Annotated in this window: 9 protein-coding genes; all 9 read left to right on the top strand. The window is 65.0% G+C overall.

The annotated features are described in order from the left end of the window. Window positions 1-173 precede the first annotated feature (173 nt). The gene (locus THIMADRAFT_RS13765) at window positions 174-881 is read left to right on the top strand and encodes an ABC transporter permease (RefSeq protein ID WP_007193665.1); all 708 of its coding nucleotides are present in this window, start codon (window positions 174-176) and stop codon (window positions 879-881) included. A gap of 890 nt (window positions 882-1,771) precedes the next feature. Beyond that, the gene (locus THIMADRAFT_RS13760) at window positions 1,772-3,142 is read left to right on the top strand and encodes a V-type ATP synthase subunit B (RefSeq protein WP_007193664.1); all 1,371 of its coding nucleotides are present in this window, start codon (window positions 1,772-1,774) and stop codon (window positions 3,140-3,142) included. A gap of 18 nt (window positions 3,143-3,160) precedes the next feature. After that, window positions 3,161-3,766 carry a V-type ATP synthase subunit D gene (locus tag THIMADRAFT_RS13755; protein ID WP_007193663.1) on the top strand — a complete coding sequence of 202 codons (606 nt, stop codon included), beginning with the start codon at window positions 3,161-3,163 and terminating at the stop codon, window positions 3,764-3,766. Then, window positions 3,763-5,568 (top strand): V-type ATP synthase subunit I, encoded by a 1,806-nt coding sequence (locus THIMADRAFT_RS13750; protein WP_007193662.1) that lies wholly within the window; start codon window positions 3,763-3,765, stop codon window positions 5,566-5,568. The genes THIMADRAFT_RS13755 and THIMADRAFT_RS13750 overlap by 4 nt, the downstream gene beginning before the upstream one ends. Continuing rightward, window positions 5,565-6,011, top strand: a complete 447-nt coding sequence (locus THIMADRAFT_RS13745; RefSeq protein WP_007193661.1) for an ATP synthase subunit C — start codon at window positions 5,565-5,567, stop codon at window positions 6,009-6,011. The genes THIMADRAFT_RS13750 and THIMADRAFT_RS13745 overlap by 4 nt, the downstream gene beginning before the upstream one ends. Then, the gene (locus tag THIMADRAFT_RS13740; RefSeq protein WP_007193660.1) at window positions 6,008-6,745 is read left to right on the top strand and encodes a hypothetical protein; all 738 of its coding nucleotides are present in this window, start codon (window positions 6,008-6,010) and stop codon (window positions 6,743-6,745) included. The genes THIMADRAFT_RS13745 and THIMADRAFT_RS13740 overlap by 4 nt, the downstream gene beginning before the upstream one ends. Before the next feature lie 15 nt (window positions 6,746-6,760). Further along, complete coding sequence (locus THIMADRAFT_RS13735) at window positions 6,761-7,474, top strand: DUF2764 family protein (protein WP_007193659.1); 714 nt, start codon at window positions 6,761-6,763, stop codon at window positions 7,472-7,474. A gap of 337 nt (window positions 7,475-7,811) precedes the next feature. Then, window positions 7,812-9,656 (top strand): V-type ATP synthase subunit A, encoded by a 1,845-nt coding sequence (locus tag THIMADRAFT_RS13730; protein WP_007193658.1) that lies wholly within the window; start codon window positions 7,812-7,814, stop codon window positions 9,654-9,656. Between the two features lie 583 nt (window positions 9,657-10,239). Next, on the top strand, window positions 10,240-12,438 hold the full coding sequence (locus tag THIMADRAFT_RS13725; protein ID WP_007193657.1) for a cation:dicarboxylate symporter family transporter: 2,199 nt from the start codon (window positions 10,240-10,242) through the stop codon (window positions 12,436-12,438). Window positions 12,439-12,480: the final 42 nt, after the last annotated feature.

Here is a 12,480-nt window from a genome sequence, read left to right as displayed (position 1 = left end):
CGCGGCGTCGCCTGCGGGCGCGGCTGTTCGTCGCCCGGCCTTATTGAGAGTGAGTCGCATTTGTGGGCCCTGGCGCGCTGCCGGGCGTCCGCGAAGGCGTGAAAAACCCGCCGTGCCGGCCGGCTTGACCCTCGACGATGCTCACCAGGTCCAGGAAAAACGCAGCAGCGCAAATGGCTCGACAGTTCAGCGGACTGGACATCGGCGACAGTCTCGTGTTGAACAATCAGGCGTGGCAGATCGTCGGGGTGTTCGCCTCGGGCGACACGCACGAGTCCGAGGTCTGGGGCGACGCCGAATCCATCGCCGGCGCCTACCGGCGCAACGGCTTCCAGTCCGTGGCCGTGCGGTTGACCTCGCCGGCGGCGCTCGAGACCCTTCGTGCGGCGCTGAGCGCCGACCCGCGCCTACGGGTCGAGGTGCAGACCACGCGCGAGTATTACGGCAAGCAGTCGGAGCGTCTCACCCGTGTGATCCGTGCGGTCGGGATCGGCGTGGCCGTCCTGATGGCGCTCGGCGCCGTCTTCGGCGCGCTCAATACCATGTATGCGGCAGTCGCGAGCCGAGCACGCGAGATCGCGACGCTGCGGGCCTTGGGCTTCACCGGACTCCCCGTGGTGGTCGCGGTCATGCTGGAGACCATGACCCTTGCCGCGGCCGGGGGGCTGCTCGGGGCCGGAATCGCCTGGGCCTTGTTTCAAGGCTTCACGGTCTCGACATTGGGTTCGAATTTCAGTCAGGTCGTCTTCCAGTTCCAGGTGACCCCGGAGCTCTTGATCCGCGGCCTTCAGTGGGCGCTCGGCATTGGATTCATCGGGGGCATCTTCCCGGCGCTTCGCGCCGCGAGTCTTCCGGTCACGACGGCTTTGCGGGAGTCATGATGGCCTGCTGCGCCTAGCTGCTCGCGGCCTTCGTTCGGGGCACTCGCGATCGAGCCTAAACCGCGTCCAGAGCGAGATGCGCACTTTCGAGTGAGCTTGACGTTTGGTGCATCCACGGCCCTTAGCGGAAAAACGCGGTTTAGACTAATGTATTTTTTAATATCTTAAACCGCGCCAGCTCCAGCGGTCGTCAAAACGACCGGGGCCGATCCCGTCCGAAAACATCGCATACCAAATGGGGCGCGGTTTAACGCTGCGGCGAGACGACTCGGCGGCGACGACACGGCCCCTTGCAGGACCGCGGACACCACACGAAGATCAGGCCGAAGTCGCGGTCCGCACATCGAGTTTCATTTGATCCTTGAATGAGCGCCGCATAGACTCGGGATCAGAGGACCTACAGTCGCGCAACTTCCATGACCTGAGATAGGCACTTAAACCTAGATCCGGCAGTTGACCGCTTCGTGCTTCATGCAAGGCTTTGACTGCCTTGAAGTTCGTGGTCGTCCGAGGGATCACCCGTCGGGTGAGGGCCGCTACGCCCCCTGGAGCACGCCCCGCGCGGCGCCCGGCTGCGTTGCAACGCGTTGGCGTAGAACCACTACGCCGCCTCGTTGCGCCTTGCCGGACACCGCGCGGGACGCACTCCAGGGGGCGTTCAACTGCCGGATCTAGGTTAAACCGCGTCCGGAGCGACACGCATCATTCTCACGTCGTGTCGGGGTCGGGGATTTTTCAGATCCTTAACGGAGACGCGGTTTGCAGTTTATTTTTCAAAAACTTTAAACCGCGCCGCCTCCGAGAATCGTCGAGTCTGCCGAGGCCGATCCCGTTCAAAAGCATCACATACCGCGACGGGCGCGGTTTAAACACGCGGGGAAACACGTCCGATGTCCCACACGCTCGTGCGCTACTCCAAGGTCGTCGAGATCGTCGGCGACCTCCTCAAGGTCCTGGTTCCGCCCCCGGTGTCCGAGCAGGGCGAACGGGTCGCGTTCGGCGACCTGGGATGGGTCGAGGACCCGAGCGGTTTCAAATCGATGGCGCGCGTCATCAGGCTCGAAGGCGAGCTGGTGTCGCTTCAGGTCTTCTCGGGGACCAAGGGGCTCTCCACGCAGGCGTCGGTCCGCTTCCTCGGTCACCCGATGCGCGTGACCTACTCGCCGAACGTCCTGGGTCGCGTCTTTCGCGGCGACGGCACCCCGTTCGATACCGGGCCCGGCCTTGCTCAAGACCCCAAGATCGAGATCGACGGCCCCTCGGCCAACCCGGCCAGACGCTCGCTTGCCTCCAAGATGGTGCGCACCGACGTCCCCATGATCGACATCTTCAACTCTCTGGTGGAGAGTCAGAAGATCCCGATCTTCTCGGTTGCCGGAGAGCCCTACAACGCGCTGCTGGCGCGCATCGGCATCCAGGCCGATGCCGACATCGTCGTCTTCGGCGGGCTCGGTCTCATCTTCGACGACTATCACTTCTTTCTGCGTCGCTTCGAGGACGCGGGCGTGTTCGCCCGCACCGTCATGTTCGTCAACCTCGCATCCGACCCCGTGGTCGAGCGTCTGTTGGTTCCGGATATGGCCCTTGCGGTTGCCGAGCGGTTCGCGGTGGAGGAGGGCAAGCGCGTCCTCGTTTTGCTCAGCGACATGACCGCCTATGCCGACGCCATGAAGGAGGTCGGCATCGCGATGGAGGCCGTGCCGTCCAATCGCGGCTACATGGGCGACCTTTACTCCCAGCTCGCACGACGTTACGAGAAGGCCGCCGACTTCAAGGACGGCGGCTCGCTCACCATCCTCACCGTGACCACCATGCCGGGCGGCGATGTGACGCACCCGGTGCCGGACAATACCGGCTACATCACGGAGGGCCAGTTCTATCTCCACGACGGCATGCTCGACCCCTTCGGCTCGCTCTCGCGCTTGAAGCAGCACGTGATCGGCAAGGTCACCCGCGAGGACCACAGCCAGATCATGAACACCATGATCCGCTTCTACTCCGGCGCCCGCGATGCCGAGCAGAAACAGGCGATGGCCTTCGATCTGTCCGAATTCGACATCCGCTTGATCAAGTTCGGGAACCTCTTCCGGGAGCGCTTCATGGATATCGATGTCAGCATCCCGTTGGAGAAGGGTTTGGATCTGTGCTGGCGGACCCTTGCCGAATGCTTCGATCGCGACGAGCTGCTGATGAAGGAGACCCTGATCGATAAGTACCTCCCGACGCTCGACGACGACGAGCGGATCCAAGCGGCGGCTTGACGCGGAGCAGTCCATCGCATGTCACGCGTGAGTCTCAGCAAATCCTCGCTCGCCAAGCAGAACCGCGCGCTCCAGACCTACGAGCGCTACCTGCCCTCGCTCGATCTGAAGCGCAAACAGATCATGACCGAGCGCGCCAAGGAGGTCGTGGCCCAAGAGGAAACCCGTCGCAAGATTACAGTGCTGCGCACGCGCGTGACGGAGAACTTGCCCATGCTCGCCAACCGTGAGATCGAGCTGAGCAACCTGGTGCATGTGCGCGGCGCACGCCTCGGCGAGGAAAACCTTCTCGGGACGCGGTTGCCCGTGCTCGAAGGGCTCGATCTCGTGAAACGCGACTACGGCTTCTTGAGCAAGCCCCATTGGGTGGATGTCTTGGTCGATGCACTCTCCGAGATGCTGACGCTCCAAGCACAACTGGCGCTGCACGATCGGCGTCTCGTCTTGCTCGATGAAGCGGTGCGCAAGGTCACTCAACGGGTGAATCTGTTCGACAAGGTATTGATCCCGCGCACACGCGAGAACATCAAGCGGATTCGCGTCCACCTCTCCGACGCCGAGCGCGCGGCGATCGTGCGCTCGAAGATCGCGAAGGGCAAACGACTCAGAGAGGCATCGGCATGAGCATTCAACGCCTGACGCGCCTGACCTTGGCCGGTCTCGCCACGGATAAGGATGCCGTCCTCGAGCAGCTCCAAACGCTCGGCTGTCTGCATCTGATCCCCTTGCGACCGGCACCGCGGGAGCCCGAGAAGGAGCCCGCCAGCCATGCCGTCGATGCGCTGCAGGCCCTGCGGTATCTACAGGACTCGCGCGAGAAGCGTCGACAGGTCCGTGACCCGGAGGGCTTCGATCTGCCCGGTACCATCGCGGCCGTCCTGGAGAATCAGCAACGCCTGCGCGACACGAGCGACCGCCGCGATGCCCTCGTCGAGCGCATCGCCGAGCTTGAGCCCTGGGGCGATTTCACACTACCGCCCGAGCCGGATCTGGCCGGGCGCAAGTTTTGGTTCTACATCGTGCCGCAGCGCCAGATGGCGCAGCTCGCAGCGCTCGAGCTCCCTTGGCAGGTGGTGCATCGCGACAACCGTCAATCCTGGGTCGTGGTGATCCACCCGGACGAGCCGCCGCGGGATGCCCTGCCGGTGCCGCGCACCCTGGCCGGGGCTTTGAGTCTCTCCGAGGTCCGCCGTCGTCTCGAGGCGGCCGAGCTCGAGCTCGAAGAGATCCGGGCCGAGCACGTTGCCCTGACACGCTGGATCTATCTCATCTCGACACATCTCGCCCAGGCCGAGGACGCGGCCCAGCTTCGCCACGCACAGGCGCAGACACGCGACGAGGAGTCCCTATTCCTGGTGCAGGGTTGGGTCCCCGAAGACGCGGTCGAGCCGGTCCAGGCGCTCGCCGAGCAACAGGGCCTGGCACTCTTGACGGAGACGCCCGGACCGGACGACGCACCGCCGACCCTGCTCGACAATCCCGGCCCCATCGCCGCCGGCCAGGACCTGGTGGCCTTCTACCAGATGCCGGCCTACGACTCCTGGGATCCTTCGCGGGTGTTGTTCTTCTCCTTCGCGGCCTTTTTCGCGATGATCCTCTCCGATGCCGGCTACGCGGCCCTCTTGGGCGTCTTGCTGCTCGCCTATTGGCGCAAGATCGGCCGCAGCGCGCTCGGCGGGCGCCTGCGCATCCTGGCCGCGGCGCTGGTCGGCACATCCGTGGTCTGGGGTGTCCTGGTGGGGAGTTATTTCGGTTTCGCGCCCCGCCCGGACAGCCTCCCGGGGCATCTGCATCTCCTCGATATCAACGATTTCGAGGTCATGATGCAGCTCTCGGTCGGGATCGGCGTGGTCCATCTGATCCTCGCCAACCTCGAGATGGCCGGCGCGCAACGCGGCCGAGCTGCCGGACGTGTGGCCATCGGCTGGATCGCGGTGATGGTCGGCGGCTTCACGCTCTGGATTGCGGGTGATGCCGGGGCACCCGAGTGGGTCGTCCTTTCGGCGCAGATCCTGATGGGCCTCGGGTTCGCCGTGGTCCTGCTCATGGGCAGCGATCGGCGCGTGGACGGCGTGAAGGCGTTGGCCCTGCGCGGCCTGGATGGTCTGAGCAACCTGGTGCGGGTGACGCAGGTCTTCGGGGACGTGCTCTCCTATCTGCGGCTCTTCGCACTCGGCCTGGCCTCCGCCTCGATGGCGATGACCTTCAACGGACTGGCCCGGGACGTCGCAACCGAGCTGCCGGGCCTGGGACTGCTGCTCGCCATCCTCATCCTCCTGGCCGGACATGCGCTGAATCTGCTGCTCGCGCTCATGAGCGGCGTGGTCCACGGGCTGCGGCTGAACTTCATCGAATTCTACAACTGGGCCCTGGCCGGCGAAGGCTACCCCTTCAAACCCTTTAAACGGACGGAGTTGCGCGAATGAACGAATTTGTGGTTGCGCTGGGCTGGGCCGGACTCTTCGCCCCCATGGCCCTGGGTGCGATCGGCAGCGTCATCGGCTGCGCGGTTGCCGGACAGGCGGCGATCGGCGCCATGGTGGATACGGATTCGGGCTACGGACGCTACATCGGTGTGTCGGTGATGCCCTCCTCGCAGGTCATCTACGGCATCGTCATCATGTTCAGCCTGCAGCGCGACGTCACACCCGTGACCGCACCGGCGCTCTTCGGTATCGGTCTGCTCTCGGGTCTCGCGCTGCTCTTCTCGGCGATGCGTCAGGGCCAGGCGTGCGCCTCGGCGATTCATGCCAGCAAGACCAAGCCCGAGATCTTCGGTCTCTCGCTGGCGCCGGCCGCGATCGTCGAGGGTTTCGCCGTGTTCGCCTTCGTGTTTGCGCTGGTCTTGGCCGGCGGGATCCCCGGATGAGCCGCACGAGCAGCGAGGGGCGCGATACCATGACCATAGAAGAGAAGGGTGCACTCAAGGGCCTCGCATCCTCCGGCGTCGAGGCGCTGATCGAGCGATTGCGCGACGAGGGCGTGCAGGTCGGTCAGGCCGAGGCGCAACGGATCGAGGCGGAGGCGCGGCGCGAGGCGGCCCGCATCGTGCGCGAGGCCGAGAACCGCGCCAAGGCCATCCGCGAGGAGACCCAACAAGAGGTCGATGCGCTGCGAAAGGGCGGTGAAGAGGCGCTGCGGATCGCCATGCGCGACACCGTGCTGCGGCTCAAGGCCGACCTTTCCGATCGCTTCAGCGACGAGGTCAAACGCCTCATCGCCGCCAAGATCGAGCAGGAGGCATTCCTCGAGCGCTTGATCCTGGAGGTGGCCGCCAAGGCACGCGCGGAGGCCGGGGTCGACGCCGGACAGGCGGTCGAGGTCCAGTTGCCCAAGGCGCTGGTCAGTCCCGAGGAGCTTCGTCGCAACCCGCTGGAGCTGCGTGAGGGTTCATTGTCCCACTTCGTGCTCTCCTTGGCCGGCAACATCCTGGCCGATGGCGTGACCTTCGGGGTCGCCGCCGGAACGGAGGGCAAGGGCATCCGGCTCGCACTCAAGGGCAAGGACGTGCACATCGACCTGACCGACGAGACGGTCGCCGCCACCCTGCTCGCGCACCTGCAACCGCGCTTTCGGGCGATCCTCGAAGGCATGGTGAAGTAAGGAGACGAGGCGACCGTGGCGCACTCCGACCGTTACGCGATGCTCCTGAGCGCGTTGCCGTATCACGGCCCGCTCTTCGGTGCGACGCAGACCCCCTTGTCGCGCATCCGGCTGAACCAGCGTCTCGCCTTGCTCGATCCAGACGAGGCCGACTGTCTGCGCCACGCCAGACGATTGCTCGAGTGGGCGCAACAGGAGCCCGACCGAACCGACGCACAGTCCGTGGTCCGGGCGAAACAGGTCATCGAGGGGATTACGAACCCCTTCATCCGCGATCTGGTGACCTGGCGGCTCGAGCTGCGCACGCTGGTCGCCGCCCTGCGGCGGCGCCACCGCGGCGAGTCCGCGCCGCGCGACCGCCGCTGGGGATTCGGGCGCTGGACGAGCCGGATCATGCAGCACTGGAACGAGCCTGCCTTCGGTCTCGAGCGCGCCTTTCCCTGGCTGCCCGAGGCCGAGCGTCTGCTTGCACGCGGCGGCACCGTCGATCTCGAGCGCCTGCTGCTCGGCGCGGTGTGGAACCACTTGGAGAGCTGCAGCGACGGGCACTATCTCGATTTCGAGGCCGTTGTCATTTATGTCTTGCGCTGGGACATGATCGCGCGCTGGACGACGTACGACGGCGAGGAGGCCGCGCGACGCTTCGACGAGCTGGTCGAGCAGGCGATGGCGGGGGTCGAGAAGAGCCTGCGGCCGTCCGCCGACACCGCCCGACCCGTCCGCGCTTAAACCGCGCCCTGTCTGGTATGCGATGTTTTCGGACGGGATCGGCCCCGGTAGTTTTGACGACCGCTGGAGCCGGCGCGGTTTAAGATATTAAAAAATATATTGTTCTAAACCGCGTTTCCGCTAAGGGCCGTGAATGCACCAAACGTTAAGCTCACTCGAAAGTGCGCATCTCGCTCTGGACGCGGTTTAGACGCGGTTTAACCCTGTCGACCGTTTGCTCGACGTCGGCGCCCTACTGGATCTACCCATGGCAAGACATACGACCCGAGGCAAACCAAAGCATGAGGAGCGGCCGCGTGCGTCCGACGGCGCCCCACGGACTCAGGACCTCGCAGCGATGGACGACAACGCCCGGACCGCCCCGCCGACCCCTCCCGCACAGGCCGACGCACTCGCGCATGTCGTGGCGGTGCAGGAGAGCCTGGTGACCATCGAGGCCGGCTGGGAGAAGGGGACGCGTCGCTCCCTGATGAAGAACGAGGTGGTCCTGATCCTGCCGGGGCGGGTCGCCGCCGACGGACGCCAGGAACGGCTCAAGGCCGAGGTCCTGCGGGTCCGCGGGTATACCGCCGACGTCCAGGTGTTCGAAGACACGCGCGGCATCACCATCGGCGACCCGGTCGAGCAGACCGGCGAGATGTTGTCGGTCATCCTCGGCCCGGGCCTGCTCGGTCAGGTCTACGACGGCCTGCAAAGCCCGCTCGACAAGATCGCCATCGAGCACGGCATCTTCCTGCCGCGCGGTGTCGATGTCGATCCATTGGACCGAGAGCGCAAGTGGTCCTTCGTCCCCGCCGTCTCGCAAGGGGCGCGCCTGAGGGCCGGGGGTCTGCTCGGAACGGTCGCCGAAGGCCGCTTCACGCACAAGATCATGGTGCCGTTCGACCAGGCCGGCGAGGTCGAGGTCACCTGGATTCAGGAAGGGAGCGTGACGCTCGACACGCCGGTCGCGCGCATCCGCGACGGCCGAGGCGAGGAGCACTCGCTCGACCTGACCCAGCGCTGGCCGGTCCGCCGCCCCTTGACCGAGCATATGTTGCGCGAGCGCACGACCGAGCGGCTCTATCCGAACGAGCCGATGATCACGACGATGCGTACCGTCGATACCTTCTTCCCGGTCGCGCGCGGCGGGACGGCCTGCATCCCCGGCCCCTTCGGCGCCGGCAAGACCGTCCTGCAGCACTCGCTGGCCAAGCACGCGGCGGTGGATATCGTGCTCGTGGTCGCCTGCGGCGAGCGTGCCGGCGAGGTCGTGGAAACCATCCAGGAGTTCCCGCGCATCAAGGACCCGGCGACCGGCGGCTCGCTGATGGACCGCACCATCATCATCTGCAACACCTCTTCCATGCCGGTCGCGGCGCGCGAGGCGTCCATCTACACCGGCATCACCATCGGCGAGTATTACCGCCAGATGGGCTACCACGTTCTGCTGCTGGCCGATTCGACCTCGCGCTGGGCACAGGCCATGCGCGAGACCTCGGGGCGTCTGGAGGAGATCCCGGGCGAGGAGGCCTTCCCGGCCTATCTGGAATCGGCGATCCGCAGCGTCTACGAGCGCGCCGGTCTGATCCGAAGTGCCGACGGCAGCTCGGGCAGCCTGACCATGATCGGCACGGTCTCACCGGCCGGGGGCAACTTCGAAGAGCCGGTCACGCAGGGCACACTCAGCACGGTCAAGAGCTTCCTCGGGCTCTCCTACGATCGGGCGTACCGCCGCTTCTACCCGGCGATCGATCCGCTGATCTCCTGGTCGCGCTACCTGGAGCAGTTGTCCGACTGGTACGCCCGCAACCTCGACCCGACCTGGACCGAGCGCGTCAAGGCCCTCAAGGATCTTCTCGTCCGCGGCGACAGCGTTCAGCAGATGATGCAGGTGACGGGCGAGGAGGGCATCACGACGGACGACTATGTCGTCTATCAAAAGGCGCTCTTTCTCGACATGGTCTTCCTCCAGCAGGACGCCTTCGACGCTGTCGACGGCGCAGTCCCCATGGATCGCCAAAAACTCACCTTCGACCGCGTCTGGGACATCGTCGAGCAGGAGCGTAGCTTCGAGGACAAGACCGCGGTGCGACACCACTTCAACAAGCTGACCGGACTCTTCAAGAACTTCCACTACGCCGCACCCGAATCACCGGATTACACGCGTCTGCTCGCCGAGATCGACGCGATGACGACCTAAACCGCGTCCGGAGCGACATGCTCGTTGTCGAGCGAGCTCGTCCTATGTGGCATCCACGATCTTTGGCGGACGCGGTTTAAAATGATTTATTTCTTAAAATCTTAAACCGCGCCGACTCCGACGGTCGTCAAGTCCGCCGGGGCCGATATCATTCAAAAACATCGCATACCGCGCTGGGCGCGGTTTATGGCTTGATCGGCTCGAAGGCGGGCCGTAACCTGTTCTCCACCGGGCGCGTTCGTCGCATCGCGATCGACGCGTCCAGAACCAACCCCCGAACGCTCGCCGGAATCCAGGGTTTACCTGCCGGCCAGTCGGGGCATGCGGTGATCGACACCGCCGCTCAACCTCTGCAGTTGGCTCGTATCCTATGCGGCCGGATCCCGATGGACCGGGCGGCGCGTCCCGGGTCCTGCAACCAACCGAAACGCTCGTCGAGCGTCGCGACGAGGCCATCGATTCCGCAAGACCCTCACATAAGGGTATCGGACATCAAGGGCTGAGTCCGACCCATCGAGCCTAAGGGATTCGGCCAAGATGCGGTCTGCGCCGCCTGCGCCCTTCCCGAGGAGAGGTCATCGGCATGGGCCCGAAAAACGGACAGCCTCGACGCAGGCTCGGTATCGCGACCCAGGTCTTCATCGGTCTGGGCGCGGGGATCCTCGTCGGTCTCTTCTTCGGCGAGGAGGTGGCCTTCCTCCAGCTCGGAGGCGATATCTTCATCGCCTTGCTGCAGGTGACCGTCATCCCCTACGTGATCGTCGCCCTGATCACGTCGCTGGGTCGACTGACCCTGGACGAGGCCAAACATCTCGGTCTGAAGGCCGGCGGCGTGCTGCTGCTGCTCTGGATCATCGGCTTGGCCGTGGTCTTGTCGTCCCCCTTGGCCTTCCCGAACTGGGCCTCCGCCTCCTTCTTCAGCACCAGCCAGATCCAGGAGCCCGCGGCGGTCGATTTTCTCAAGCTCTATATCCCCTCGAACATCTTCGCCTCCCTGGCCTTCGCGATCGTGCCGGCCGTCGTCGTCTTCAGCATCCTCTTCGGGGTGGCCCTGATCGGGGTCAAAAACAAAGCGCGCTTCGTCGACCTGCTCTCCACGGTCGGCGATACCTTGATGACCATGACAGGGTTCATCGGCCGACTCGCGCCTTACGGGGTGTTCGCCATCACCGCGGCGGCGGCCGGCACCATCGACATCGGCGATCTGGCGCGACTCCAGGTCTATATCGTGACCTATGTGTCCATGGCCCTGATCCTCAGCCTCTGGATCATTCCCGGGCTGATCGCGGCGCTGACGCCGCTGAGCTACACGAGCGTTGTTCGCGCCTTTCGCGGCCCCTTGATCACGGCCTTCGCGACGGCGAACGTGCTGATCGTGCTGCCCGTGCTGGCGGCCGACGCCAAACGGCTGGTCGCCGAGACCGACGGGAAGGACGGCGAGCCGAGCGAGCAGGAAGAGTCCGCCATCGATATCCTGATCCCGGCGGCCTTTCCCTTTCCCAACCTCGGCCTTGTCCTGTCTCTGATGTTCGTGCTCTTCGGCGGCTGGTTCGTCGGCGCGTCCGTCGCGGCCAGCGATTATCTGCTGATCGCCGGGGCCGGACTCGCCAGTCTCTTCGGCAGCACCATCCTGGCCCTACCGTTTCTGTTCGATCTGCTGCGCTTGCCGGCCGACCTGTTCCAGGTCTTCATCACGGTCGACGTCATCGGCGCCCGCTTCGGCACACTCCTGGCCGGCATGCATATCATCGCCATTGCCCTGATCGGTGCCTACGCCATGGAGGGCGCGCTGAAGGTGCGCGTGGGGCGCCTGGTGCGTTTCGCGCTCCTCTCCGTGGTGATGGTGCTGGCGGTCCTGATCGGGATCCGTGCCTTCTATACCTACGTCTTCGTTGCCCCCTTCACCAAGGACCAGGTGCTCGCAGGGCTCTCCTTGCTGCGGGCGCCTCAGCCGCACAGGGTTTATCGCGAGGTGCCGCCCGAGACGACCCCGCGCGCACCGGCGACACTGGCCCGTATTCAGGAGACCGGGGTGCTGCGTGCCTGCTATCAGCGCAGCGACTATCCCTCGTCCTTCTTCAATCGCCACGGCGATCTGGTCGGCTTCGATATCGAGATGACCCATCGCTTCGCGAGGAGGCTCGACGCCCGCGTGGACTTTATCCCCGTGGACTCGATCTCGGACGCCGAGGCGTCCCTCGATAAGGGTACGTGCGATATCTTCATGTCCTTGCTGCCGATCGTCCCGGAGATGACCCTGAGCTTTGCGATGACGGTGCCGGTCATCGACGGCCCGATCGGGATGATCATGCCGGACTATCGGCGGCGCGAGTTCGAGAGCTGGGAGGCCATCGCGGCGGCCGGCGACATCCGCATCGCGACCACCGACAATCGCGCCACCCCGCGCTTTCTCGACCGCATGCTGCCCGATGCGCAGCAGGTCATCCTGCAGGACAACGTGGCCCTCGACGCCCTCCTGACCGAAGATCCACCACGCTTCGATGCCATCCTGATGGCCGCCGAGGAAGGGGCCGCCTGGACCATCCGTTATCCGCGGCTCAACCTGACCATACCGACACCGATCCTCATGATCCCGTTCGGCTATGCGCTCGCACGGGATGCCGATCCGCAGCTTCTGACCTTCTTCAATGCCTGGCTCGACAATGCAAAGGGATACGGCACTGTCGACGTGCTCTATCGCTATTGGATGCTCGGCGAACTCGACACCACGCGCGAGCCGCGCTGGTCGATCGCCCGCAACGTTCTCGGGTGGCTCGATTGAATGCCTCGCTGACCAGCGACCGCGGCAATTGGAATACCAGAT

The sequence above is a fragment of the Thiocapsa marina 5811 genome (assembly GCF_000223985.1).
Classification (GTDB): domain Bacteria; phylum Pseudomonadota; class Gammaproteobacteria; order Chromatiales; family Chromatiaceae; genus Thiocapsa; species Thiocapsa marina.
The sequence above is the reverse complement of the archived record's forward strand: the minus strand, read 5'-3'. Positions and strand labels throughout refer to the sequence as shown.